This is a genomic window from Paenibacillus wynnii (assembly GCF_030812855.1).
GTDB classification, from domain to species: Bacteria; Bacillota; Bacilli; order Paenibacillales; family Paenibacillaceae; genus Paenibacillus_AQ; species Paenibacillus_AQ wynnii_A.
The window spans coordinates 1-26453 of record NZ_JAUSTK010000048.1 but is presented as its reverse complement, the minus strand read 5'-3'; the positions used below and the strand labels follow the sequence as shown (position 1 = coordinate 26453).

Sequence of the window (26453 nt, the reverse complement as noted above, 5' to 3'; positions counted from 1 at the left end):
AAACCCGGTGAAACATCAGGCGAAGTTAAATCGAAATCGTTCCCGGCACAGTGACGTAAACGGAAAATCAAGCACTGATTTCGAGAAAGAGCCAAAAACAAACTAAATTGTTATAAAAAAAGCGTACTCCCTTCATAATCTGAAGAGAATACGCCTTTTATGGCTTCGTGTATATTGAGCTTAGCGGTTTTTCAAATAATTCGCCAGCGCATGACTCACTTTCCAGATATCGCCTGCACCCATTGTAACGACAAGGTCACCTGGAGCGATCCGATCTTGCAAATCAACTAAGACATCTTCCTTACAAGGCAAATAACGAGCACCTGCGTTGCTGTTCTGAACAATCAGCTCCACCAGCTTCGCAGAAGTAACTCCTTCGATCTGCTTCTCTCCGGCGGGTGAATAGATATCAGTGATGATAACCTCATCCGCCTCCGCGAAGGCACGGCTGAATGCATCCAGCAGGAAGAAGGTACGCGTATAGCGTTGAGGCTGGAACACGGCAATAATACGTTTGCCGGTTGCTTTTGCCGCGCTGATGGTCGCCTGTATTTCCGTAGGATGATGAGCATAATCATCGATCACTAGAATATCATTCACTTCTCCGAGCACTTGAAAACGACGTTTGGCGCCGTTAAATTTCACGATAGCTGCAGCAATAGCGGCGAAAGGAATGTCTGCTTTCAGACAAGCGATAACTGTCGCCATGGCATTGTACAGGTTATGCTTCCCGGGAACAGACAATTCAATCTGTCCGAGAACCTCTCCATATCCGATCATGGTAAATGAAACCTGGCGGTCTCCGAGCACGATATCGGTAGCTACATAATCAGCAGTCTTGGAATGGATTCCGTACGAAATCACTTTACCTTTCACTTCAGGCAGGAGAGAGATTACATTCTCATCATCTACACATACGATCGCGGTTCCATCTTCAGCAAGATGATTCATGAACTGTACGTATGCTGCCTTGAGCTTATTGAAATCACCGCCGTAATTCTCAAGGTGATCCGCTTCAATATTAGTAACGATTCCGAGCCATGGATGATATTGAAGGAATGAACCATCACTCTCATCAGCTTCAGCGACTACAAACTCTCCTTGTCCTGCCTTTGCATTCGTACCCACGTTCATAATTTCTCCACCAATAATGTAGGTAGGATCAACACCGCAATCCTCCATCACGAGAGCAATCATCGATGAGGTGGTTGTTTTTCCGTGAGCGCCTGCAACAGCAACACCCTTGCGCTGGTTAAGCAGGCGTGCAAGCATTTGGGAACGGTGGATAATCGGAATATTCAACCGCTCCGCTTCCACCCATTCCACATTATCATTGGACAAAGCAGTAGAGTAGACAACTAGATCTGCTCCTTTTACTTGCTCCGCGGTATGTCCGATATATACTTTTGCACCTTTGGCAATTAACTTCTCCGTAAGTTCCTGAGCAGCTACATCAGAGCCTGTGACGGTATATCCCATCTCCAGCATCACTCGGGCGATAGCGCTCATCCCGTAACCGCCGATCCCTATAAAATGAACACGTTCAGTAGTATCCAACAGTTGTCACCAGCCTTTTTCAGAATCGGGTTGCTGCAAAAGTGTGCTGCGCACATCGGCGATTAAATACAGCGTACCGGAAACGACGGCAAGGTCGTCCTCAGCTGTTATCGTCTTCAGCAGTTGCAGCGCTTTGCCCCAATCACGTTCTACTATAATTTCCAAATGCTCTTTGGCATATTTTCCCCGCAGACTTTCCACGATTCCATGCAGGTTATCCGCGTCCATTTTCTTCCGGAAATCCGGTTCGGTCAGGATGAGCGTATCCACTATAGGTAGTATATGCTCCAGATAGGATTCATGATGCTTGTTTGACAGCATGCCCATCAGCAAATTTAATTTGCCGTATTTATAGAAGATAGGCAGGCTCTTCGCCAGACTTTCTGCACCCTCGGGATTATGCGCTCCATCCAGTACGATTCGCGGAGAAGAGCTTATCTCTTCCAGCCTGCCGGCCCAAAAAGTATCGCGAAATCCCTTGAGAACATCTTCATCGTCCAGCATAAAAGCCAGGTATTGCCGTAACACTTCAAGAACCATCATTGCTCCGGCTGCATTGGTACACTGATGCACGCCTTTCATTGCAATGTCTATATCCAGTGACCGAAACGGTCCTTTGAAAGTAAAGGACTGCAGGCCGTTCTCTATTCCGGTAATTTCATAGCTAAAGTCTTCATCGGCAAGATACAGACTGGTTCTGCATGCTGATGCTTTTTCCTTAAGAACCGCCACCACTTCCGGTTGAGTGACACAGCTGATTACAGGAACACCAGGCTTAATGATCCCTGCTTTTTCCGTTGCAATCTGCTCCAGCGTATCTCCAAGGACATCCGTATGGTCATAGCCCACATTTGTAATCACCGACACGATCGGGAATACGATATTCGTTACATCAAGCCTTCCCCCAAGCCCCGTCTCCCATACGACTACGTCAGGATAACACTCCTGCGAATAGTAAAGGATAGCCAGTGCTGTCGCTACTTCAAACATCGTAGGAGAGCCTAACTCAGACTCAGCCATTTCAGTCACCAAGGGATGCAGGATATTTGACAGTTTGGTCAGTGTTTCCTCAGGGATATCTTCACCGTTATACTGAAAACGGTTCGTGAATTTAGTAATGTACGGTGATGTGAATGTTCCCACGGAGTAACCGCTTTGAATTAACACACTTGTTAAAAAGGCACAGGTCGAGCCTTTCCCGTTCGTCCCGGCAACATGAATGAACTTCAGTCTGCGCTGCGGATTCTCCAGCTTTTCCATAAGCTTCTCGATCCGTTCCAACCCTGGACGAATTCCGAATGGAATGAGGCTGTTAATCCAGTCGACAGCTTCTGTATAGGTCCCTAAAGGGGCAGATCCACTGCCCCCGAGTATATCTCCCATATCCCTTATCCTCTCAGCTCTGCGATACGGGCAAGTACCTTTTCCCGTTTGGCGGAGTAATCGGCTTGCTTAGCCCGTTCCTCTTCGATGACTTTAGCCGGTGCTTTGGCAACGAAGCCTTGGTTGCCCAGCTTCTTCTCCACGCGCTCAACTTCACTGTTCAGGGTTTGCACTTCTTTTTCCAGACGAGCAATTTCTTGTTCGATATCAATTAGCCCGGACAACGGCAGAAGCAGCTCCGCTCCCGTAACCACAGCAGACATTACCTTATCCGGTGTTTCCGGATTCAGGCCTGCCTCGAACGAAGAGGTGTTACAGAATCGGCTGATGTAATTGCCATTCCGGTTGATGATGCTCAAGGTTTCTGCATTGCTTGCTTTAACGATCAATTCAACCTTCTTACTCATAGGAACATTCACTTCAGCACGGATATTTCGAACGGCACGGATCATGTCCATCAATAAGTTCATTTCCGCCACAGCTTCAGTGTTCTCCAGTGCAGTGTCATACTCAGGCCAAGCTGCCAGCGTAATAGTCTCGCCGTTATGCGGCAAATGCTGCCAAATCTCTTCGGAGATGAACGGCATGAACGGGTGAATCAAGCGCAGCGTACGGTCAAGGGTGTAAGCAAGCACGGATTGAGTCTTGGCCTTGGCTGCAGGGTTGGTTCCATATAGTGAAAGCTTCGCAAATTCAATGTACCAGTCGCATAGATCGTCCCAGATGAAGTTGTACAGCTGGCGGCCAATCTCTCCGAACTCGTACGAATCCATTAGACGCGTAATTTCACGGGAAGTTTCGTTCAGACGGTGTAAAATCCAACGGTCAGCCGTGCTAAGCTCCCCTGTAATGTCGATATCTTCAAAGGTTACTCCTTCAAGATTCATAAGGGCAAAACGTGAAGCATTCCAGATCTTGTTGGCAAAATTCCGTGCCTGCTCTACCCGCTCCCAGCGGAAACGAAGGTCCTGACCAGCGGTACTGCTAGTGGAAATCATATAACGCATAGCATCGGCACCGTATTTCTCGATAACGTCCAGCGGATCAACACCGTTGCCTAACGATTTGGACATTTTGAGTCCTTCAGAATCGCGTACCAGACCGTGCATCAATACATCAGCAAACGGTTTCTCTCCCGTGAACTCCATGGCTGTAAAGATCATACGGGCAACCCAGAAGTATATGATATCGTAGCCCGTAACGAGTACATTATTCGGATAAAAACGCTCGTAATCCTCGCTGCTCTCGTCCGGCCAGCCAAGAGTTGAAAACGGCCAGAGCGCCGAGCTGAACCACGTATCCAGTACATCCTCGTCCTGCTTCAAATCATCCAGACCGCTGATTCTCCGCGCTTCCTCTTCATCACGCGCAACAACCAGCTCACCCGTAGATTCCGAGTACCAAGCAGGGATACGGTGGCCCCACCATAGTTGGCGGGAAATACACCAGTCGCGTACATTCTCAATCCAATTCAAGTAGATTTTCTCAAAGCGATCCGGAACAAAATTAACACCTTTACCGTCCTTCTGAGCGGCGATTGCCACTTCAGCCAACGGCTGCATTTTTACGAACCATTGTGTAGATAGATAAGGCTCAACAACAGCTCCCGAGCGTTCGCTATGCCCTACCTGATGCACATGATCTTCAATAGAGATCAGAACACCTTGCGCCTTAAGATCAGCCGTGATGGCTTTGCGGCATTCACTGCGGTCCTGGCCTTGGTAGGGTCCCGCTTCCTCATTCATCGTGCCGCTCTCATCCATCACATTGATCTGCGGAAGGTTATGGCGGAGGCCCATTTCAAAGTCATTAGGATCATGTGCCGGCGTAATCTTAACGGCGCCGCTTCCAAATTCCTTATCTACATAATCATCGGCAATAATCGGAATTTCGCGGCCGATAATAGGCAGGATCAAAGTTTTACCGATCAGATCCTTGTAGCGGTCATCCTCCGGATGTACAGCTACCGCGGTATCACCCAGCATAGTCTCCGGACGTGTTGTTGCAACGGTAATATAGCCGCTTCCGTCCTTCAGCGGGTAACGTAGATGATACAAGTGTCCGTTAACTTCTTTATATTCAACCTCGATATCAGACAATGCTGTACGGGCAGCAGGGTCCCAGTTAATTATGCGTTTGCCGCGATAAATCAAGCCTTTTTCATAGAGCTTTACGAACACCTCGCGTACTGCTTTGGACAAGCCCTCATCAAGGGTGAACCGCTCGCGTGAATAGTCCAGTGAAAGGCCCATTTTGGCCCACTGCTCATGGATCGTTTCTGCGTATTGTTCCTTCCATTCCCACACCTGGTCCAGGAATTTCTCGCGACCCAGATCATGCCGGGATATTCCCTGCTGGCGCAGCTTCTGCTCTACCTTTGTTTGTGTAGCGATACCCGCATGGTCTGTTCCCGGCAGCCATAAGGTATCATAGCCCTGCATCCGCTTCGTACGGATCAGGATGTCCTGTAAAGTGAAATCCAGCGCATGTCCGATGTGGAGCATTCCGGTTACATTTGGAGGCGGGATTACAATACTGTAAGGCTGTGCATCCGGACGCTGGCCCGCACGGAAGTATCCGCCCTCGGTCCAATACGAATACCATTTCTGTTCCGCCGCTTTAGGGTCGTATGTAGTCGGCATATCACTTTTTGACTCATTGGCTACGGCTTGATCTTCCGCCGTCTCTTGCAGGTTCGGCAATTCTGCCGAGGTTAAGTTGTCTTGGTCAGCCATTCTCTGATACCTCCGTCACTTTCTCATATTTCGTGGAAAAAGATATTCTAAAAAAACACAAAAAGGCCCTCGTCTCAAAGGACGAAAGGCCATTCTTTCGCGGTACCACCTTTGTTTCGCGCCAATAAAGAATACAACTCCGCTCTTGGTTCCTTAAGGTTCCAGCGGCTTAGCGCGACACTCATACAGATAACGGCTGCGACCGGCCTTATCCTACCCTGTCATTCATGAACATGATGACAGATTCAGACAGGCGACTCCAGGGCGACTTCGGCTGACATGCATCCTGCGGAATTTCACAGCTACTACCAATTCCGCTCTCTGAAGGGCTGACCGCCTACTCTTCCCATTCCCAGTCTTTGACTAGTATTGCTTACTCCATAATACCTTTAGAGTCAAGCTTAAGTCAACCTGGGTAGGAATGCATTAAGGAATATACAAGACTTGACCTTCCTCCACGTTTTGACCCGATAACCGATTGTACATAACCAGCTCCCGTGCGCTTAGCTGGTACTTATCGGCAATTGTGTCCAGTGTTTCCTCCCGCTGAACAATACAGAGACGGACCTTACGGAATAGATTTGCACCTTCTTGGGCGCCGATAAATCTGCTTTTCCATTCCTTGTCATTTCCGGAATCAGGAGAAATTACCGCGGCGGAAGTATTCACTTCCTCGGCTTGAAGATTTTCCTGATCCTTACGATCTCGGCTGGAGTTCAAGAGCTTCGAGAAAGTAATCGGTTCCTTTTCTTCAGCCTTTGGTTCCTTCTTGCTTCCCAAGGCTATTTTGAGATCTGCTTTCTCTTCCAGAACAGGAATAGGAGCTGCCTCTGCTGCCTCTATAAAGTCATTTTCCGCTACTGGAATGAAGTCGGATACATCTTTTACTTGAGAATTAGCCTCGTGATGGACGTCATCCTCCATAGAGATATTCTCCGCTTCATAGACATTTATAGTAGCTACCTCAACTTCATCTGTAACGGTACTGTCCTTACGTTCATTGAAGGATGCACCCAGATTCCAGGCTTCTGTCTTTTTCCAGTAATCTTTTATATTCGGCTGAACTGCGCTCGGGTCCTCATTTAAACTGTGGGTATGAACTATGAGTTCATTTTCTCTGTTCTGTTCCGGGATATTAGAAGTAGTCGTCTCCTGAATGTCGACAGCTTCTACACTCGCCTTATGCTCTTCGGCAGCTTCATCGAAGGCACCCTCACCAAACGTCCAGAGAGAATTCTCATATAAGGCATCACCCTCGTGTTCATGAGTATCTATAGGGTCAGCAGCAAAACGTTCCCCTTCTTCCGGAGTATAAGCAACGGTGTATTCCTCCTGCTGCCAAACAGGAACAGATTCTGTGCCGCCGATCCCGCGCAGCGAAAGTACTCCTGTTATATTCACACTTCGCATCGTAAGGAGATCAATATCGAAATTCTCAATTTCCACCCCTACGTCTTCAAGCGAGCTGACCCGGGTCAGCGGAACCGTAATCTCAACAGGAATGGCGTGTTCAAGCCTCTCTATCCTGTCTTCTTCACTCCGGTAAAGGCCCGTTAGCAGCAGCTGTCCATACAGCTCTGCCCGGTCCTCCCGCTGAATTACCTGAATTTCCGGGAGAAGTTCAACCTCTTCCAGTTCAGCGATTCCCGGAAGCTCTTCCGACAGTTGAATGCGTTCATAAATATCAAACCGCAAGCCGTGGGACTGGTCAAACACGGGAAATGTCCTCCTTCTTGGCATAATCTAACCCTGAGACAAGCCCAGAGCATGAGCCCAAACTATTACTCCCCTCATGTATATGCGTAAAAAAGGGACACATGACAAATTGACGCCAGTTTATAACAGTAACCCATGTTAAAACAACATCTGCCTTTAGAGTTACTACCGGCCCATTGATTCTGGATTAATGGCCGACGTTTAGCGGCAATCAGCCTCCTCCTTCATGACATAGATACAAGAGACTTTGTCAGTCGATCGCGCTCAAACGGGTGGTTTATGCGGACACAGAAGACGTTACTTTGTGGAAATCGCCCCGATTTCGTTGTATGCGGACTCAGATGCCGCTATTGTGTGGAGATAGGGTTAATAAGTCGCTGCTTCCACCCAATAGTGCATCCTCTGTCCGTATGTGATCCTAAAAACCCGTTTACTTGATAATAAGGGCTCTGTAGTCCGCATAGGCCCTCCAGCTCCTGTTTACATGCTACAACTGATCGCCGAATGCACCCTAGAAAAAACCAAAAAGGACCAAAAGCAGCCTCGCTGAACTTTTGATCCTTTTTGGTGATACATTGAAAATAAGTCTTAGCTGTGAAATCGACTTAAGCGTGTGATTTTCCGCTCAACTGGTCACGCAGCCGTTCCATATCTTCCGGCAGTGGGTCAATAATCTCCAGCTTTTCTCCGCTCCAAGGATGCCTGAAGGTGAGGGATTCGCCATGCAGCGCTTGGCGGCCAAATTCCGGCTTGTTCGTCCCGATCCCGATCCCGGTCCCGGCTCCCCCCTCTCCATACAATTCATCCCCTATCAAAGGATGACCCGCATGGCTCAGATGGACGCGGATTTGGTGAGTTCGCCCCGTCTCCAGCTGAACATGCAGCAGAGTCGCCTCGTTCAACACTTCCCGTCCCACGATTCGTGTAAGCGCCTGCTGCCCTCCAGGGGACACTCTTCTGCGAGCAGCATGATGACGGTCACGACCTATCGGCTGATCTATCACTTTAAGTCCCGGTGATACTTTTCCTTTTACGATGGCGACATACAACCGTGAAATGGTCTTCACACGCATCTCTTCATCGAGAACAAGCTGTGCGAACTCATTTTTGGCATAAAGAACAGGCCCAGTAGTATCCTTGTCCAACCGATGGATATGTCGTACCGCAACGGTTTCTCCCGTTGAAGCATAATGCGCCGCAACCAGATGATCCAGTGTTACTCCCTTACCGCTACCATCAGGATGAACCGCAACTCCCGCCGGTTTATGAACCACAAGGCAAAAGTCATCCTCATGCAGGACTTGAACTTCTTCCCAAATGGGTTCAATACCCGCTTCCCTCTCTGGAAACAGAGCCAGACGCAGCCGATCACCCTTCCACTGAATTCCGCTCTCTCGTCGGAGGCGTGCATGAAGTTTCTCAGGCATACGAACCGTTTCCAGCAGCCACTTATCAATCGCAGCTTCTTTATCTTCCGCTCCGGTAATCACTTTTCCAGGTGTAGCTTCCAGCCACTCCCCGCGTCTTGTCCAGCGTCCGCCGCCTGTGCCTTCCAAGCTCATCATAAGGACTTCAGGGCACGATAATGCCCTTCAATCGTATCATCGATGTCCTGTTCACTATGCGCAGCCGATACAAACATGCCCTCAAACTGAGATGGAGGCACACTAATTCCTTGACCCAGCATTTCTCCGAAATACCGGCGGAAGGTGTCCAGATTGCTTGCCTTAGCCGTATCATAATTGGTAACAGGTCCCTCAGTGAAGAAAGGGCATACCATGGAGCCTACACGGTTAATGGTTAACGGGATTCCGACATCAATTGCATTCCGCTTCAACCCTTGCTCCAGACGGCTTCCCAAGCTTTCCAACCGATCGTAGACTTCAGGAGTGAGCAGATTGAGTGTGGTTAGACCGGCGGCCATGGCAAGCGGATTGCCGCTTAGCGTTCCGGCCTGGTAGATCGGCCCCGAAGGAGCCATTTTCTCCATAATATCTCTGCGTCCGCCATAAGCACCCACCGGCAGCCCTCCACCTATGACTTTACCGAAACAGGTAAGATCCGGAGTCATACCGAACAGTCCTTGTGCGCTGCTGAAGCCCACACGGAAACCCGTCATAACCTCGTCAAATATAAGCAAAGCCCCATAACCCGTAGTGACCTTACGCAATCCCTCAAGGAATCCCGGCTGCGGCGGTACGACACCCATGTTCCCCGCAATCGGCTCAACGATAATAGCCGCTATTTCATTGCCGTAGCGTTCGAAGGCAACCTTAACCGCTTCCAGATCGTTATAAGGTACGGTAATCGTGTTCACAGCAACGCCTTCGGGAACCCCCGGGCTGTCAGGTAATCCGAGCGTTGCCACACCGGAACCGGCCTTAATCAGTAGGCTGTCCGCATGTCCATGATATGATCCTTCGAATTTCAGAATTTTACTGCGGTTCGTGAAGCCCCGCGCTAACCGAATGGCACTCATTGTTGCTTCCGTACCGGAATTCACCATACGCACGATATCGACTGAAGGAACACGGGCAACGACTGTCTTAGCCATCTCTGTCTCGAGCAGCGTTGGCGCACCGAAGCTTGTCCCTTTTACCGCTGTCTCCTGCAGTGCCTTAACTACATCCGGATGTGCATGGCCCATAATAAGCGGCCCCCATGAACAGACATAGTCGATAAAGGTATTGCCATCGATGTCGTAGATTCGCGAGCCTTCGCCCCGGTCTACATAAATCGGAGTCAGGCCCACTGACTTGAATGCCCGTACCGGACTGTTCACACCACCGGGAATATACTGCTTAGCCTCTTCAAAAGCGTTCCGGGAAGCCTCTTCCCGCCGAGCAACACGTTCTATGGTCATCACTATTCACTCCTATTCTGTTCTTATTAATCACGCAGCCAACGGGCAGCATCCTTCGAGAAGTAAGTAATAATAATATCCGCTCCCGCACGCTTCATACCAGTCAGCATTTCCAGCACAATTCTTTTCTCATCGATCCAGCCTTGCTGCGCAGCCGCCTTCACCATGGAATATTCGCCGCTGACGTTATAAGCAACCAGAGGAAGATCGAAATTATCGCGAATCGTACGAATGACATCGAGGTAAGCGAGCGCCGGTTTTACCATCAGCATATCCGCACCCTCAAGCACATCCGACTCCGCTTCACGAATCGCCTCCCGCAGATTGGCAGGGTCCATCTGATAGGTCTTTCGGTCACCGAATTGCGGTGCGGAATCGGCAGCCTCGCGGAATGGGCCATAGAAGGCCGAAGCGTATTTTACAGAGTAAGCCATAATAGGCAAATGCTCAAAACCAGCCTCGTCCAATCCCGCCCGAATAGCGGCAACATATCCGTCCATCATATTGGAAGGCGCGATAATATCCGCTCCCGCCTTTGCTTGCGATACAGCCGTACGGGTTAGCAATTCCAGTGAAGGATCATTTAACACATCCCCGTGTACAACTCCATCTACAGTATGCGTATGTACCATCCCACAGTGCCCATGGTCCGTAAATTCACATAGGCAGGTATCCGCAATGACCAACAGTTCAGGGTACCACTTCTTGATCAGGCGTGTTGCCTCCTGCACAATTCCATTCTCATCAAAACCGGAAGAACCCACTGCGTCCTTCGTCTCCGGGATTCCGAATAACAGCACTGCCGGGATTCCCAGTTCAACGATTTCGTCCACTTCTTCCTTAAGAGTGTCGAGCGAGAAATGATACACTCCGGGCATAGAACTAATCTCAGTCTTCACACCAGTTCCGTAGGTTACAAAGATTGGTTGTACAAAATCCAGCACATGCAGCATCGTCTCCCGGACCATTCCGCGAATACCCGCTGAACCGCGCAGTCGGCGATGACGTGTAATAGGAAAACTCATTATGCTTCCTCCCGAATGTATAGTATTTAATAAAAATAAATGGTGAAATTTAGTTCGGGCTAGTCCAATTGAAGCCGTATTAACCTCTATTGTAGACGCGCGAAGTTTGGTTGTTGGTTGTTGGTTGTTTGGTTGTTTGGTTGTTGGTTGTTGGTTGGTTGGTTGTTGGTTGTTTGGTTGTTTGGTTGTTTGGTTGGTTGGTTGTTTGGTTGTTGGTTGTTGGTTGGTTGTTTGGTTGTTTGGTTGTTTGTTTGGTTGTTGGTTGTTTGGTTGTTTGGTTGTTTGGTTGTTTGGTTGTTTGGTTGTTTGGTTGTTGGTTGGTTGGAGAAATAACTGCACTTTATACAGCTATTTCCTCGGTTTTAGCCCTTGAATTCGGTTTAATTGCACTTTTTACAACTAAAAAGTGCCCAGTAGAGGGGGTTACCCCCGAAATCGAGAAAATAGTTGTATCGAATACAATTAAAGGTTGTTTTAGGCGCCAAACGTTGAATATAGATGTACAAAGTGCAACTAAAGTGACTAAAGTACGACTAAAGTAACTAATGTGCTACTAAAGTAACTAATGTGCTCCTAAAGCGAACTAAAGTAACTAATGTGCTACTAAAGCACAACTAAAGCAACTAATGTGCTCCTAAAGCGAACTAAAGTAACTAACGTGCTCCTAAAGCAACTAACCTGCACCTAAAGCACACCCAAACTCCAACTAAATCCACCTACCTCCAACAACACCTATATACGCTTCGATTCCGCATTCCAGCGGCACAATTCATTCACCAATCCATCAATTGTGGCCTCGGACGCAAGCAGTCCGGGTGTAAGCCCGGCTTCGATTGCTGTCTTCTCCGTAATGGGGCCGATGCAAGCAATTTTGACGTTGGCCAGCAGCGGCAGCGGATCTTCCAGACCCATCCGTTTCAGGATCTCCAGGAAATTGTGGACTGTCGAAGAACTGGTGAAGGTCACGGCGTGAATACGGCCCTCCTCCAGCAGTTTAAGCAATTCATCGTCATCTTCACCGGTCACTACGGTTTCGTACGTATCTGCTACAGTAACTTGGAGACCCAGCTCTATAAGCTTGTCCGGCAGCCAATCACGGGCCAAATCGCCGCGCGGCAGCAGAACTTTCTGCCCCGGCAGCAGCTCAGCTCCGATCGCCTCAATGAGGCTTTCAGCCTGAAAACGGGCTGGCAGCTCTTCTGTCATCAGCCCCCGCACAGCCAATGCTTCAGCGGTTGCGGGTCCTACCGCTGCAATCCGAGCATGGAACAATCCGCGGATATCCACGCCCAGCTCCGTTAAGTGACGGAAGAAGAACTCCACTCCGTTCACACTCGTGAAGATCACCCAATCATAAGTCTCTAATACGGCAAGAGCGGAGGCTATCTCCGCCTTCTTATCTTCATCTCTAGGCATAACGGTCTCAATGACCGGGAACTCGTAGGGCTCTCCGCCCAGCTCATCAATTCGATCCACAAGCTCACTCGCTTGGCTGCGTGCCCGGGTAACAACGATACGCTTACCGAACAACGGCATAGCCTCTGCCCACATTAACTGCTCACGCTGGAGCACCACATCACCGACAACGATGACCGCAGGCGGCTGGAAATTAGCGGCGGTAACCTTCGCTTCAATGTCGGAAAGCGTGCCGATTAATGTCTCCTGCTCCGCCCGTGTTCCCCAACGCACAAGCGCCACCGGCGTTTCCGGCGGCCGTCCATGTTTGATAAGCTGTGCGCTGATATAACCAATCTTGGCCACACCCATTAGGAACACCAGGGTACCCGTTGCATTCGTCAGCTTCTCCCAATTGATGGAGTAATCCAGCTTCTCCGGGTTCTCATGACCGGTAATGATGGATAGAGATGAGGTATGATCGCGGTGAGTTACAGGAATACCTGCATAGGCAGGAACGCTGATAGCAGAGGTAATTCCCGGAACGATTTCATACGGAATTCCATGCTGCCGCAGAAGCCCGGCTTCCTCTCCAACGCGGCCAAAGATTGTAGGGTCGCCGCCTTTTAAGCGGACAACGGTTTTACCCTGAAGGGCTAGATCCACAAGAAGATGATTAATCTCCTCCTGCTTCATCGTATGCCGATCCGGGCGTTTGCCTACATATATCTTCTCCCCGCCGGGCTTCATCCATTTCAAAAGTCTGGGACTCGCCAGTCGATCATATACGAGCACATCGCCTTTTTTTATGCAATCCAGACCCTTCACCGTAATCAGCTTCGCATCTCCTGGACCTGCACCCACTAAATATACTTTCCCCGTCATTTCCCTCATCCCCTTACATCTGTCAAAATCTTCTCTGCTCCTTGCGCGATCAGCTTCTTCGCTACCTCTTCACCTAGCGCAACCGGGTCGTTACCTGTACAAGTTTCTTTCAAAATCGTCTTGCCATCCGGTGTTCCTACCATACCTGTTAACGAAATTGTCCGCTCAGCACCTTGAGGGGCAGCCTCCGCTCTAGACGAATTCTCATCGGTATTCCATACTGCAAAGGCCCCGATAGGAACCTGACACCCACCGTTCAGTACTCCAAGAAAAGTACGCTCCGCCTTGACCGTTATTGAAGTATTCTCATCATTATAGATTGCCAACAGGCTCCGAAGGTCGCTGTCATCCTCACGGCACTCGATTCCCAGCGCACCTTGACCAACGGCGGGCAGGCAAATCTCCGTTTCCAAATATTCACTCACGCGGTCTTCCCAGCCCATACGCGCTAGTCCTGCTGCTGCGAGCAGGATAGCGTCATACTCGCCGCTCTCCAGTCTGCGCAGACGAGAGTCAATATTTCCACGAATCGATTCAATAACCAGATCAGGCCGCAGCGCGGCAAGCTGACTGGAGCGGCGCAGACTGCTTGTGCCTACGCGAGCACCCTGCGGCAGCTCCGCCAGACTAACGCCCCCCACCGAAATGATACAGTCCCGTGGATCTGCCCGCCGGGGTACCGCACCATTCATGAGGCCTTCAGGAAGCTCGGAGGGCATATCCTTCATACTGTGCACCGCCATGTCGATCTCCTTATCCAGCATCGCCTGCTCGATCTCCTTGACGAACAGCCCTTTTCCGCCGACTTTGGATAAGGTGACATCGAGGATTCGATCCCCTTTAGTAATGATTTTCCGCACCTCAAATGTAAAGGGAAATCCATGTTCCCGGCTTAGCTTCTCCAGATCTGCAATGACCTGCCCGGTTTGGGTTAAGGCCAGTGCGCTTTGTCTGCTGCCCACAATAATCGTTCGCATCTCTATTCCTCCCGATGATGTGCAATCCAGGCGTCAACAGCCTCTGGACTCCACTCTATAAAGGTACCCTGTCTAATCTTATTCAACACATCCAACGCGCCAAGTTTCCTTAGCAGCCTGCTGCGGACCTCCGGGGATTCCTCCCGTTGCTTGATTTCCGTACGCATATGATGTAAAAATTCCAAATACGGCCCATATTCCTCACCGAGGGTTTCTTCTAATAATCCCCTGATCTCGGCAGCTGCTCCCGGGCCTGCACCGGATGTAGAAACCGCCACCGTTAACCGTCCTCGACGAACAACACTGGGTGTAATAAAGCTGCCCCGTTCGGCTTCACTCGCCACATTCACAGGAACGCCGCAACCATGGGCTTCCTCAGCCACATTCCTGTTCACTGCTGCATCATTACTTGCTGCATATACCAGAAAGGCTCCTCGGATATCTCCGGGAGCATACACCCGCTTCCACCAGGTCAATGCATTATCCTCAGCGAGCTTAGCAAGGCCATCCGTAAGAGAAGGACTCACTACAGTAACCGCGGCACCGGCTTCAAGCAACCCCAGCACCTTACGCTCAGCGACTGTACCGCCGCCGATGACCATACAACGTTGACCGTGACAATCCAGCATAATGGGCAAGTAAACGGTCATCAGGGTCACTCCCCACTCCAACGGTGTAATTCAGACCAAGAATTCAATAAGAAATTGAGAATAATAAATCCATAACCGCCTAACGCAAAACGTGCCATGATCACACCGCTCCGCCGACTAGAAATCTTCAATATAAGATAGCATATGTAAATCCCAAGCCCGATAAGCGTGGATAATACTTTTAAATCCTGCAGCAAAGACAGTCGCCCTTCAATAACAATGGAAATCCCGGCTACGATCAGCGACCCCATCAGAAGCGGCGTACCCAGCAATATGGAAGTATAAGAGTATTTGTCCAAGGTCTCCAGACTCGGCAGACGGCGAAGCCGGTCATTCCACTGCTTCCCCTTCAGCCGGTTATGGAGGAAGAGATACAGAATCGCGAATACCGTTCCCAGTGTCAACGCCGCAAAGCTAAGGTTAGCTAGAATAATATGCATCGCCAGCCAGCCATGAACCGCACTCCAGCTCTGCAAGCTATGATCCACCGCAGTCAGCCACACCCGATTCAGCAAAAAAGCACTAAATCCCGCTACACTCAGTAAAAGAACCGTAAATTCCCCTTTTCGTCTATACGCCACCACAAGAGAGATCAGCACGATGCTGAATGAGAACCAGAACAGGAAATCATAAGGGGTAAAAATAGGCAGTCCTGCCTCCTGAGCGAAGCGAATACCGAGCCCAACCGCCTGAAGCAAGGCCACAACGACAAGAAGCCCCGTACCTAACCGCTTCCCGCTCGGACTCCGACGGAGGCAATCCGAGAAATAAAACAGCAGGCTCAGGGCATATAGCAGCAAAGCGGCATCGTATATTCCATTAAGTAAAACCATAAGGTCACCCGCCCAACAAGCCTGCCGGAGCAAGCGTTGTCTTTGGCACAATAGAGTCGCCGCCGGCTGACCCTTTGTCACCAGCCTGTAAACCTTTAGTCGCGGGCGCGGTAGTTTCTTCATCCGGTCCAGCATCGAGCTGCTCTTGGAGTGCAAATATTTTGGAAAAATAATCCAAAGCCTCGTTGCCTTTTTTGCCTCCAGACATCTCCTTGATCACATTAATCGGATCATGCATCATCTGATTGACAATGCTTTTGGTTAAGCGGCGAATAACCTTACGCTGGTGCTCGTCCAGTTCAGGCAGCTTATTGAACAGGCTCTCCATCGTTTCTTCATGAATCGTATTCGATTTATCCTGAAGCGCGCGGATCACAGGTCTTACCCCAAGAGTCTTCAGCCATAGGTGGAACTCATTCATCTCTTCGCTGATCATAATCTCAATCTTGGCAGCCTCACTCCGGCGCATCTCCAGATTGTTCTCAACAATACCTTCTAAGTCATCAATATCATACAGGAATACACCCGGCAAATTAGCTGCTGCAGGGTCTATGTCACGGGGAACCGCAATATCAATCATGAAAAGAGGACGGTTCGGACGGCGTTTCATCCCATCTGCCACCTTTTGAGCTGACAGGACGTATCCTTCGGCTCCCGTCGAACTGATCACGATGTCGACTTCATCCAGATGCTTCAATGCTTCTTCAATCGTACTCGGCTTACCCGAGAATTTCTCTGCCAATTCAACAGCACGGGACAACGTGCGGTTAGCCACAATGACCTCTGCCGCGCCGCTGCTGTAGAGATGCTTAACCGTCAGCTCGCTCATTTTGCCGGCGCCGAGAATCAGCACTCTTTTACCTGTGAACATGCCGAATATACGCTTGCCCAGCTCCACAGCCGCATAACTGACTGAAACTGCGCTCTCGCCAATGGACGTCTCACTGTGCGCACGCTTACCGAGCGTCACCGCTTGCTTGAACAGTCGGTTGAACCAGGTACCCGTAACCCCTTCACCCTGTGCTGTCAAAAAAGAGCTGCGAACCTGTCCCAGGATCTGCGTCTCGCCGATAACCATGGAATCCAGACCGCAGGTCACACGGAATAAATGGGCGATCGCCTGCTCATCTTCATATATATACATATGCTGCATAAATTGCTCACTCTTAACCCCAAACCATTGCTCCATAAAATTGCGTATGAAATATCCGCACATATGAAGACGATCCACGACCACATAAATTTCCGTACGGTTGCAGGTCGCAACGATGACCCCTTCCAGAACACTCTTCGTCTGCATCAATTGATGGAGAGCTGCCGGCAAATCATTCTCCGCAAAAGCGAACAATTCTCTAACCGCTACGGGCGCCGTACGGTAATTCAGGCCAACGACGACGATATGCATCGCAAGTTCACCATCCTAATCATTTTCGCTTTCATAACCTACATAATCAATGTGTTAAGTATATCACAGGCATATAGGACATTTTACAAATTTTTTGAACGCTTTATGAAATTCAGATAATAATTATTATAAATAAAAAACCATGGGGGTTCCATGGTTTAGGATTAGTAAGTTTGCTCTTTATTAGTAAGGTATATCTTGAGAGAAGATTACGAATTCACTTATTACGGAGTATATACTACTTTTTTCTCCACAGTTGTCACTTTACCGTATTTGTTCGTCACTTTAAAGACAAAGAGGTTATCGCCTTCGACTAAAGTAACCGATTGGTTAAAGCTTCCGTAGCTGCCTACCAGCTTGTCATTCAAGTAGATCTTTGGACTGCTGTCATTGGAATCACTTGCACTGCCGCTGAAGGTAAGCTGCTTGCTGCTCGTAGTCTCAGGGATGTAATCGAGATCCAATTTCGGTGATCCAATTACAAATACGACTTTTTTAGTAATGACCTCGGAGCTTTTGCCTAATCTGTTCACAGCTTTGAAGGTAAAGATATTCTCCCCTTCTACCAGGGTTACCTCCTTATTAAAAGTACCATAGCTGCCCACCAGTTGATCATTCATATAAATCTTCGGATAGCTGTCATTATTGTCTGTAGCTTGACCGCTTAATGTGATTCTGGAGCTGCTGCTCGTTTCGGGAATGGCGTCCAAAGTCAGTTCAGGCCCACCGACAGTGAATACTACCGTCTTCGTGATCAGCGCCGAGCTTTTACCCAGATTGTTCGTAGCTTTAAAGGTGAATACGTTCTCCCCTTCCTTTAAAGTCACCGTTTTGCTAAAGGTTCCATAGCTGCCTACCAGTTGATCATTCATATAAATCTTCGGATAGCTGTCATTCGTATCACTAGCCTGACCGCTTATCGTAATCGTGGAACTGCTGCTTGTCTCGGGAATATTATCAAGTGTAAGCACGGGCACGCCGACGGTGAAGGTAACCGTCTTTGTAATTACAGAAGAGCTTTTGCCCAAATTGTTGGTAGCTTTAAAGGTGAATACGTTCTCCCCTTCCTTTAAAGTCACAGTTTTGCTAAAGGTTCCATAACTGCCTACAAGCTGATCATTAAGATAAATCTTAGGATAGCTGTCATTCTTATCGGTAGCCTTACCACTGAGTGTAATCGTTGTGCTGCTGCTTGTTTCGGGAATCATATCCAGTGTAATTACGGGTCCGCCAACGGTGAAAGTGATCGTCTTCGTAATTACTGTAGAGCTTTTACCCAAGCTGTTCGTAGCCTTGAATCGGAAGATATTCTCCCCTTCATTCAGGGTAACCGTCTTGCTGAAGCTGCCATAGCTGCCTACAAGCTGATCGTTGATATAGATCTTAGGATAGCTATCATTCTTATCCGTTGCTTTACCAGTGAGAGTAATTGTGGACAAGTTGCTCGTTTCCGGGACCAGATCCAAAGTCAACTCAGGTGCACCTAGAGTAACTACAATTTGCTTCACGACAACCGTTTGTTTATCGTATTTATTAACCGCAGTTACCACAATCGCATTTACCCCTTCTTTCAGGGTTAGGTCTGTACTCCAGGTTCCGTTATAGGAGATATAGACCTCTTTATTATTGATCGTAACACTTGGGTTAGTGTCACTGTCATCCGTAACTTTCCCGCTGATCTTCACACTGAGCTGACTGGCTGATTCAGGAGCCGTTACCGTCAACTTAGGACCTGTGGTCTCATAAGTTACATTCTTGGTCACCGTCTTGGAGCGTCCGTTCGGCAACACAACCTTGAACACAAATTCATAGACACGCTCTCCCTCGCTCAAGCTGTAAGCTTCTGCGAAAGAACCGTTGAGATTCTCAACTTCTTTATTATTGATGTATACCTTCGCACCTGCTGTAGCCTTACCAGAGATTTTGAGGGTACTGCTGGAAACCTTCTCCGGCAACTGCACATCCAACAGAACATCCTTGGTAGCGCTGGTATAAGATGATTTCAGAACCCGATATAACAGCGTAGCCACTGAAGCTCTATTGATAGGGCTTGTTGGCTTAAAGGTACCGTCCGGAAACCCCTGGATCAGCTTATTGTCGACCGCCACAGCCACCTCATTGGCTAACTGGGGAGAGACCTCATCATAGTCGTAGAATTTATTGCCCAGAATGGAGTCCGCATTTACATTGTCTGTGTCCAGTGCCATCGCACGAACCAAAGCAACCGCAACATCCTCTCTCGTAGCATTAGCTTGAGGATCGAAGAACGGCTTGCCTTTTATAGGAAAGTACCCCGTAAGATAATCCTTGGAGGCTTCTACATATACATAAGCCCATGAAGACGAATTCACATCTGAAAAAGTCTGCGTAGCTGCACTATCTACATCCAGACCAAAAGTAAGCGTAATTAACTTGGCTAATTGTTCTCGGGTAATCGGTGCTTCCGGTTTAAATGTTCCGTCCGGATTCCCTGAGATGATCCCCTGACTACTCATGCTCTCAATAGCTTCATTTGCCCAATAGGTTTGCTTCACATCCACGAAAATCACAGTCGTCTCTTGCACAACCGTTGCAGCATTGGCCGTTCCAGCCAGCGCTAAGGTCAATAACATGATCCAGACTGCCACTACATTAAACTTCTTTCCACCCACAACCTTCGCCCCCCATGTGTATCTATTCTCCCAGGACCTTATACTCAATAAAATACTAGACAGAGTAAAAAATCCATATGTAGGAAACAATTATACCTGAATATGGATTATTATTATAGGGCTTTTCGATTATATTTGGAAATATATTATGTGTTTGTGATGGATATAGAAATACCCGGTGAGTTATCGCCGGGCATTTAAAAGAACCAGCCCTTGATTTGATCAAGGGCATTTTTAGCTTCTGGACCGTCATAACCGAAGGCATTGCCGATCATTTTGGTATATTCGCTAAAGGTGATCTCTCGGCTATAAGAATCGCTCCACCAACGTTTGGCGTTGTAACTCGTATGTGAGCTAACATAAGTCAGTTCGATACCGGACTTCTTGTAAACATGATCAAATATAAACTTTACCCGCCGCATGTGATAATCCGAAGAAACAACGATAGCCGAGGTGAAACCGTGTTGCTTCATTATAGGCAAGGTGTACTTGGCATTATCATAAGTACTTAGGGCTGCATCCTCGGTTAAGATGGCCTCTTGCGGAATGCCCATGGCAAGGGCGGTTTGGAGCATGTCCCCGGAAGCGTCGATTGATTCTTCGGCGTTGGATAACATTACATAGGGAGAATAAGCAGCTTTGAATAAATCTGCTCCAAGATCCACTCGACCAGAGCCTCCACTCAACACGATGATTACATCTGCTTGCTTGGGGGCTTGGGTGAAGAGGAGGAATCTGCCTGCACTCAAGAATGCTGTTAGAAACAATAGCATACAAAAGCAAAACAGAAATCTTCCTTTAGTAAACTTTGCTGGCCTTCTCTTTATGGTTTGCTCACCCATAACTTATTTGTGCGATTCATTGCTAAGTATTTGTTGCCACCATTCAGCATTGTCAATATACCATTGAATGGTTTGAGCAATACCCGTCTCAAAGGTGTAGCTTGCTTTCCAGCCCAATTGCTCTAGCTTTGTCGGATCAATAGCATAACGTTTATCATGACCTAGACGGTCCGTAACGAATTCTATTAAATCCTCAGATTTATCCAGAGTGTTAATAATCGTCTTAACAACCTCTAGATTCGTCCGTTCATTATGTCCACCTATATTATATACTTCACCGCTAACACCTTTATGGAGTACAAGATCTATCGCGGCGCAGTGATCCCATACATGTAACCAGTCACGAATATTTTTACCGTCTCCATACACGGGAACCTTCTCCTCATTTAATACTCTGGAGATCGTCAAAGGAATCAGCTTCTCAGGAAAATGATACGGTCCATAGTTATTAGAGCAGCGGGTAATATTCATCGGTAGTCCAAAAGTTTCATAATAAGCACGTACGAGCAGATCAGACGAGGCCTTGCTGGCACTATATGGGCTATTCGGCTGCAAAGGTGTATTCTCTGTAAAAAATACAGTTGGATCAAAATCAAGCTCCCCATAAACTTCATCCGTAGATACATGTACGAATTTGGTGATCCCGAAGGTTTTAGCAGCATCTAAAAGTACTTGAGTACCCAACACATTCGTCCGGACGAAAACAGCAGGATCAGTAATTGAACGATCCACATGACTCTCCGCTGCGAAATGAACAACATAATCAAACTTTTCTTGTTCGAAAAGAGACATGACTTTCGCTCGATCAGCAATATCTGCTTGAACAAACCTATAATTTACATTGCTTTCTATATGAAGGTGCTTCGTTAGGTCACCTGCATAAGTCAACAAATCCAGATTAACAATTTCATATTCAGGATATGTATCTATCATATATTGAACAAAATTGCCTCCGATAAAACCGGCACCGCCCGTTATCAATACTTTTTGCTTACTCATTAAATACACCCCAAATCTATTGGCTTAAATCAATTATTAGTATATAAAGTTCAGCTGGGCATCCTTTAATAATGGCGCCTTCTCGTCTTTAGCAGATAGGACTGGCGTAACATGAATAGGCCATTCAATTCCAATGGCAGGATCGTTCCAGAGTATACCACCGTCACATTCCGGTGAATACAGCTCATCACACTTGTATTGAACTTCTACATCTTCAGTGAGCGTCATGAATCCATGGGCAAATCCTTTCGGAATAAGCAGTTGCTTCTTATTTCCGGCACTAAGTTCAAGTCCAAACCACTTACTATAGGTAGGGCTACCCTTACGGATATCTACGGCTACATCATAGATTGCCCCTTGTGTACAGCGAACTAGTTTCGTTTGCGCTTTAGGGTTTAGTTGGTAGTGTAGACCTCGTAGAGTACCTTTAGTTGCAGAGTAGGATTGGTTATCTTGTACAAACTCTATGTCTATACCGTTCTCTTTAAATTTCGAACTACTGTAAGTTTCCATGAACCAACCTCGATGATCCCCGAAGACAGCAGGTTCAACAATCAAAACACCTTGCAAGGGAGTTTCCGTTATTTTCATCTCTACCACACTTTCAGTTGTTAATATTTTATCTTCCCGGTTGCGACTTTCATAAGGTATTGGCCATAACCATTCTTACTCAACTTGTTGCCGCAATTCCATAGATGCTCTTTAGAGATCCATCCGTTGATATACGCAATTTCCTCAGGAGCGGCTATCTTAATCCCCTGATGATCTTCGATGGTTCTAACAAAATTAGATGCATCTGCCAGACTTTGATGAGTACCTGTATCTAACCAGGTGAATCCACGTCCTAGGAGTTCAACATTCAATTCACCAAGCTGTAAATATGCCTCATTAATTGAAGTGATCTCTAACTCACCGCGTGATGAAGGCTTAACCTCTTTTGCAATCTGAACAACCCTATTATCGTAAAAATAGAGTCCTGTGATCGCATAGTTAGATTTAGGCTGAGTTGGCTTTTCTTCCACGCTCAATACTCTACCATCATCATTAAATTCAACGACACCAAAGCGTTCAGGATCTTGGACGTGATAACCAAATACTGTAGCCCCCTGTTCTTTACTAGAAGCAGCTTGCAACAGCTTACGAATACCATTTCCATAGTATATGTTATCTCCGAGAATCATAGCTACCGAATCATTACCTATGAAAGATTCGCCCAAAATAAAAGCCTGAGCTAAACCGTCAGGACTTGGTTGAACTATGTATTGTAAGGAGATACCGAATTGAGATCCATCACCTAATAGACTCTCGAACCGAGGAGTATCTTCTGGAGTAGAGATAATTAGGATATCGTTGATTCCAGCGAGCATTAATGTAGATAATGGATAGTAGATCATGGGTTTGTCGTAAATGGGAAGTAATTGTTTACTTGTTACCATAGTTAATGGATATAGGCGTGTACCGCTGCCGCCTGCTAGGATAATGCCTTTCATATCATATGCACCTCTATTTTCACTTTCAATAATTAAACTAAATTAATACATTTAGGGTCATGAAATCGCAATATTGGCTATTTAGCTTAATAAGAAGAACTCAAAGTCTACTTTTGAGTTCACCTATTTTTTTATCAGAGATCTTTAAAGAAAAAGTAGTGTTTACCTGACTATATAAGTTGAACAAAAGATTAGAACTTTACGCACAATCGATCAATAACCTCAAGAGAGGAGCGATTTAATCTCCGGGTAAATTCACGGACATGAGTTCGAATGTAATAAAATTTCCCGAAAAATACGTTATTAATAACATCACTTCGGAGCCATTTCCATAAGCCTCCGACCATATTTAATTCAGGGCTATATGGCGGTAAAAAGACAAAGGTTAGCCGTGGATGTTCCTTCAGAAAACACTGAATGTGATTCGCATGATGAATACGAGCATTATCTAAAATCATCACGATCTTGCCTTTGGGATAGGTCTGCAGTACACGCTTCAAAAAAGACTCAAAGGTCAACATATCGTAATTCTCGGCTTCATGACAAAGAATTTGACCGGTTTCATAGTTGAGTGTAACGAGCAATTTGGCCCCTCGATGTTGTCCATGCGTTTTTATCTTTCGTTGTTTTTCTTTGAGAAACCAATTATATTGCAGAGCTTGGTAATCCAGGATCATCAATTCATCTTCGAACAGGAGATGATCAATCTCATGATTCAGGACTTTTTTTAAAGCGGGAAAAATTTCTTCCTTAAAAGCCTTCTGTTTGTCTAGATCTGCACGAGCGAGCGTATATGTGGGCTTGGTATAACTAAAGCCCACATATATGAAGTACTTTGGATGCTCCTCGGAGCGTAAAGCTCTGACCAAATTCGCGGTGAATGTAACCAACCACCAGTCGAAGCGTCCAATTATATTGAGATTCAAAACCAACATCGACAGGCTGCTTGCTGGAGATGGTTTCAGCCAACAGTTTCTCTTGCTCTGGCTTAAGTTTATGTGGCTTTCCTGTCGAATGCCCAGGGACCAAACCTTCGATTCCATGTTGCTTGAAAGCCTGGATATACCGTTCGATCGTCTGTCGGTTTCGTTTGACAACCGCACAAATATCTTTCGTTTTTCGTCCTTCTAATTGAAGGCAAACGGCTTGATATCGCTCATACAATCGTTTATTTTGGGTCTTTCGCATAGCTTCAATTAAAGATTCAGTTTCTGTTATTCGGGTTTTCATCGACCTCACCTCTTTGGTTATGGTCTAAATTATCTACCCATTATTTTCTTGTCTAATAATTTAGTTCAACTTATATAGTTTCATTACAACAACTTGTATTCCAGAAGTAAGAGGGAGCTGGTTAGTAAAAACCCCCGTCATTTTAAAATTGGATTTTATGAGGGCATCATCATGAATAGTTTATTACACCCCCTCTCCCAAGTAGATCTCTTGGGGTTCTGAGTTCCTACAAAATTTCAGTTCGAATAACGAATAGTCCTTCTATGGAGAATTTTACGAATCCGTTGGTAGCCTTAGAGACTTGAACTAATTTAATCTCTACTAAACAAATCCCTCGTATATACCTTATCCGCAACATCTCTGATATCATCCGATATTCTATTGGCTACGATTACGTCCGAGATCTTCTTGAACTCATCAAAATCACTAATGACTCTTGAGGTATAAAATTCGTCTTCAGTAAGAGCTGGCTCATATACAACAACCTCTATACCCTTTGCCTTGATGCGCTTCATAACTCCTTGAATGGAAGACTGTCTAAAGTTATCAGAATCCATTTTCATTGTTAATCTATAAATCCCTACGATATTTGGATTCTTAGCCAAGATGCTATCAGCGATATGATCTTTCCTTGTTCTATTAGAATCAACAATTGCTGCCATAATATTATTTGGAACATCGTCATAATTGGCAAGTAACTGTTTTGTATCTTTTGGTAGGCAATAACCACCGTAACCAAAAGATGGATTATTGTAATGTCCGCCTATTCGAGGATCCAGACTTACACCCTCGATTATTTGCTTCGCATTTAACCCTCTCACCTCTGAGTATGTATCTAACTCATTAAAGAAGGCCACTCTCATGGCTAGGTAAGTGTTAGCAAATAGTTTTATAGCTTCAGCTTCAGTTGAGTTGGTAAATAATACATCAATGTTATCTTTAAGTGCTCCTTCTACTAACAGACCAGCAAATTTTTCAGCTCTTACTGACTGCTCACCTACAACAATTCTTGAAGGGTACAAGTTATCATACAACGCCTTGCCTTCTCTTAAAAATTCTGGAGAAAAGATGATATTATCAGTCTCAAACTTTACCCGTACCTTCTCTGTATAACCAACAGGAACGGTTGATTTGATAACCATCACTGCATAAGGATTAATTGATAGTACATTGGCAATAACTGCTTCAACAGTTCTTGTATTAAAATAGTTTTTATCCGAATCATAGTTGGTCGGTGTAGAGATGATGACGTACTCTGCGTCTTTGAAAGCTTTATAATTGTCTGTAGTAGCGGTTAAATTTAAATCTTTTGTAGCCAAAAACTCCTCAATCTCCGTGTCATTGATTGGAGATATTCTATTATTGACCATATCAACTTTTTCTTGAATAATATCTAGTGCAATAACTTCATTACGCTGAGCCAGTAATACAGCATTGGATAAGCCAACATAGCCTGTTCCCGCTATTGTTATTTTCACTTCTTCATACACATCCTTGTTGTTTGTTAAATCTAAACCTTAGTGAGTAAAAGAGACTAAGAGGCCCTGAACGATGAATTAGTGAGTCAGATCAAGAGGGACAAAGATTCCGTAAATCAGTGGTCATAGGGAAGAAGTATCGAATATTGGGTTATGTCGTTCAACCCTCATATTCCTAGATTAATGAATAAAGCTTATAGCTATAAAAATATAAGGCTTGAAATATTAATTCATTGTTATTTATGGCTCTTCGCTCTACTGGATGGGTAAAGCTGGCTAGAATAGAATCATAGATTTATCTGTATTAATAGATTCCTAACCCCTGGTATAAAAGGGGAG

Annotated in this window: 20 protein-coding genes and 1 other annotated feature; of the genes, 1 reads left to right on the top strand and 19 read right to left on the bottom strand. The window is 46.6% G+C overall.

Annotation, left to right across the window (positions count from 1 at the left end; all coding sequences use genetic code 11):
- Positions 1 to 180 precede the first annotated feature (180 nt).
- From murC to hemB, 7 genes are all read right to left on the bottom strand, one after another.
- The gene (murC, locus tag J2T20_RS25025; RefSeq protein ID WP_307592632.1) at positions 181 to 1557 is read right to left on the bottom strand and encodes a UDP-N-acetylmuramate--L-alanine ligase; all 1377 of its coding nucleotides are present in this window, start codon (positions 1555 to 1557) and stop codon (positions 181 to 183) included.
- Positions 1558 to 1563: 6 nt separating this feature from the next.
- Positions 1564 to 2940, bottom strand: a complete 1377-nt coding sequence (locus J2T20_RS25020) for a bifunctional folylpolyglutamate synthase/dihydrofolate synthase (protein WP_307592630.1) — start codon at positions 2938 to 2940, stop codon at positions 1564 to 1566.
- Between the two features lie 5 nt (positions 2941 to 2945).
- The gene (locus tag J2T20_RS25015) at positions 2946 to 5582 is read right to left on the bottom strand and encodes a valine--tRNA ligase (protein WP_373457859.1); all 2637 of its coding nucleotides are present in this window, start codon (positions 5580 to 5582) and stop codon (positions 2946 to 2948) included.
- A 167-nt stretch (positions 5583 to 5749) separates the two neighbouring features.
- Positions 5750 to 6038, bottom strand: a binding site (T-box leader).
- 63 nt (positions 6039 to 6101) lie between these two features.
- Positions 6102 to 7391 carry a LysM peptidoglycan-binding domain-containing protein gene (locus J2T20_RS25010; protein WP_307592626.1) on the bottom strand — a complete coding sequence of 430 codons (1290 nt, stop codon included), beginning with the start codon at positions 7389 to 7391 and terminating at the stop codon, positions 6102 to 6104.
- Between the two features lie 605 nt (positions 7392 to 7996).
- Positions 7997 to 8956: an RluA family pseudouridine synthase gene (locus tag J2T20_RS25005; protein WP_373457858.1), complete on the bottom strand. Its 960-nt coding sequence runs from the start codon at positions 8954 to 8956 to the stop codon at positions 7997 to 7999.
- Entirely contained in the window at positions 8953 to 10254 is a 1302-nt protein-coding gene (hemL, locus tag J2T20_RS25000) for a glutamate-1-semialdehyde 2,1-aminomutase (RefSeq protein ID WP_307592624.1), read from the bottom strand. The genes J2T20_RS25005 and hemL overlap by 4 nt, the downstream gene beginning before the upstream one ends.
- Before the next feature lie 26 nt (positions 10255 to 10280).
- Positions 10281 to 11279 (bottom strand): porphobilinogen synthase, encoded by a 999-nt coding sequence (gene hemB / locus J2T20_RS24995; protein ID WP_307592622.1) that lies wholly within the window; start codon positions 11277 to 11279, stop codon positions 10281 to 10283.
- A gap of 128 nt (positions 11280 to 11407) precedes the next feature.
- Here hemB and J2T20_RS24990 point away from each other — a divergent pair, with 128 nt between their 5' ends.
- Positions 11408 to 11821: a hypothetical protein gene (locus J2T20_RS24990; RefSeq protein ID WP_307592620.1), complete on the top strand. Its 414-nt coding sequence runs from the start codon at positions 11408 to 11410 to the stop codon at positions 11819 to 11821.
- A 190-nt stretch (positions 11822 to 12011) separates the two neighbouring features.
- On the opposite strand, the gene cobA is transcribed toward J2T20_RS24990, so the two are convergent.
- The 12 genes from cobA to J2T20_RS24930 form a co-directional block, all read right to left on the bottom strand.
- The gene (gene cobA / locus J2T20_RS24985) at positions 12012 to 13559 is read right to left on the bottom strand and encodes a uroporphyrinogen-III C-methyltransferase (protein WP_307592618.1); all 1548 of its coding nucleotides are present in this window, start codon (positions 13557 to 13559) and stop codon (positions 12012 to 12014) included.
- Between the two features lie 5 nt (positions 13560 to 13564).
- Positions 13565 to 14536: a hydroxymethylbilane synthase gene (hemC, locus tag J2T20_RS24980; protein ID WP_307592616.1), complete on the bottom strand. Its 972-nt coding sequence runs from the start codon at positions 14534 to 14536 to the stop codon at positions 13565 to 13567.
- Positions 14537 to 14538: 2 nt separating this feature from the next.
- A complete protein-coding gene (locus J2T20_RS24975) occupies positions 14539 to 15186 on the bottom strand; it encodes a precorrin-2 dehydrogenase/sirohydrochlorin ferrochelatase family protein (RefSeq protein ID WP_307592614.1) in 648 nt (215 codons plus the stop codon).
- A gap of 5 nt (positions 15187 to 15191) precedes the next feature.
- Complete coding sequence (gene ccsA, locus J2T20_RS24970; RefSeq protein ID WP_307592612.1) at positions 15192 to 16019, bottom strand: cytochrome c biogenesis protein CcsA; 828 nt, start codon at positions 16017 to 16019, stop codon at positions 15192 to 15194.
- 4 nt (positions 16020 to 16023) lie between these two features.
- A complete protein-coding gene (gene hemA, locus J2T20_RS24965; RefSeq protein WP_307592611.1) occupies positions 16024 to 17424 on the bottom strand; it encodes a glutamyl-tRNA reductase in 1401 nt (466 codons plus the stop codon).
- Between the two features lie 224 nt (positions 17425 to 17648).
- Positions 17649 to 20075 (bottom strand): S-layer homology domain-containing protein, encoded by a 2427-nt coding sequence (locus J2T20_RS24960; RefSeq protein WP_307592609.1) that lies wholly within the window; start codon positions 20073 to 20075, stop codon positions 17649 to 17651.
- 197 nt (positions 20076 to 20272) lie between these two features.
- Positions 20273 to 20848 carry a YdcF family protein gene (locus J2T20_RS24955; RefSeq protein WP_307592607.1) on the bottom strand — a complete coding sequence of 192 codons (576 nt, stop codon included), beginning with the start codon at positions 20846 to 20848 and terminating at the stop codon, positions 20273 to 20275.
- 72 nt (positions 20849 to 20920) lie between these two features.
- Complete coding sequence (gene rfbB / locus J2T20_RS24950) at positions 20921 to 21916, bottom strand: dTDP-glucose 4,6-dehydratase (protein ID WP_307592606.1); 996 nt, start codon at positions 21914 to 21916, stop codon at positions 20921 to 20923.
- A gap of 36 nt (positions 21917 to 21952) precedes the next feature.
- Positions 21953 to 22507 carry a dTDP-4-dehydrorhamnose 3,5-epimerase gene (gene rfbC / locus J2T20_RS24945; protein ID WP_307592604.1) on the bottom strand — a complete coding sequence of 185 codons (555 nt, stop codon included), beginning with the start codon at positions 22505 to 22507 and terminating at the stop codon, positions 21953 to 21955.
- A gap of 20 nt (positions 22508 to 22527) precedes the next feature.
- Entirely contained in the window at positions 22528 to 23406 is an 879-nt protein-coding gene (rfbA, locus tag J2T20_RS24940; RefSeq protein WP_307592602.1) for a glucose-1-phosphate thymidylyltransferase RfbA, read from the bottom strand.
- Between the two features lie 191 nt (positions 23407 to 23597).
- Positions 23598 to 24636, bottom strand: a protein-coding gene (locus J2T20_RS24935; protein WP_307592600.1) for an IS630 family transposase whose coding sequence is annotated in 2 segments (ribosomal slippage) — positions 23598 to 24218 and positions 24220 to 24636 — 1038 coding nt in all. Because the reading frame shifts where the segments join, the coding sequence is not laid out codon by codon here.
- A 311-nt stretch (positions 24637 to 24947) separates the two neighbouring features.
- On the bottom strand, positions 24948 to 26114 hold the full coding sequence (locus tag J2T20_RS24930) for a nucleotide sugar dehydrogenase (protein WP_307592599.1): 1167 nt from the start codon (positions 26112 to 26114) through the stop codon (positions 24948 to 24950).
- Positions 26115 to 26453 lie beyond the last annotated feature (339 nt).

Coding starts and splice junctions, on each gene's coding strand:
- J2T20_RS25020 (WP_307592630.1), bottom strand. CDS start 2,940: ATGGGAGATATACTCGGGGGCAGTGGATCTGCCCCTTTAGGGACCTAT.
- J2T20_RS25015 (WP_373457859.1), bottom strand. CDS start 5,582: ATGCCGACTACATACGACCCTAAAGCGGCGGAACAGAAATGGTATTCG.
- J2T20_RS25005 (WP_373457858.1), bottom strand. CDS start 8,956: ATGATGAGCTTGGAAGGCACAGGCGGCGGACGCTGGACAAGACGCGGG.
- hemL (WP_307592624.1), bottom strand. CDS start 10,254: ATGACCATAGAACGTGTTGCTCGGCGGGAAGAGGCTTCCCGGAACGCT.
- hemB (WP_307592622.1), bottom strand. CDS start 11,279: ATGAGTTTTCCTATTACACGTCATCGCCGACTGCGCGGTTCAGCGGGT.
- cobA (WP_307592618.1), bottom strand. CDS start 13,559: ATGACGGGGAAAGTATATTTAGTGGGTGCAGGTCCAGGAGATGCGAAG.
- hemC (WP_307592616.1), bottom strand. CDS start 14,536: ATGCGAACGATTATTGTGGGCAGCAGACAAAGCGCACTGGCCTTAACC.
- J2T20_RS24975 (WP_307592614.1), bottom strand. CDS start 15,186: ATGACCGTTTACTTGCCCATTATGCTGGATTGTCACGGTCAACGTTGT.
- ccsA (WP_307592612.1), bottom strand. CDS start 16,019: ATGGTTTTACTTAATGGAATATACGATGCCGCTTTGCTGCTATATGCC.
- hemA (WP_307592611.1), bottom strand. CDS start 17,424: ATGCATATCGTCGTCGTTGGCCTGAATTACCGTACGGCGCCCGTAGCG.
- J2T20_RS24955 (WP_307592607.1), bottom strand. CDS start 20,848: ATGCTATTGTTTCTAACAGCATTCTTGAGTGCAGGCAGATTCCTCCTC.
- rfbB (WP_307592606.1), bottom strand. CDS start 21,916: ATGAGTAAGCAAAAAGTATTGATAACGGGCGGTGCCGGTTTTATCGGA.
- rfbC (WP_307592604.1), bottom strand. CDS start 22,507: ATGAAAATAACGGAAACTCCCTTGCAAGGTGTTTTGATTGTTGAACCT.
- rfbA (WP_307592602.1), bottom strand. CDS start 23,406: ATGAAAGGCATTATCCTAGCAGGCGGCAGCGGTACACGCCTATATCCA.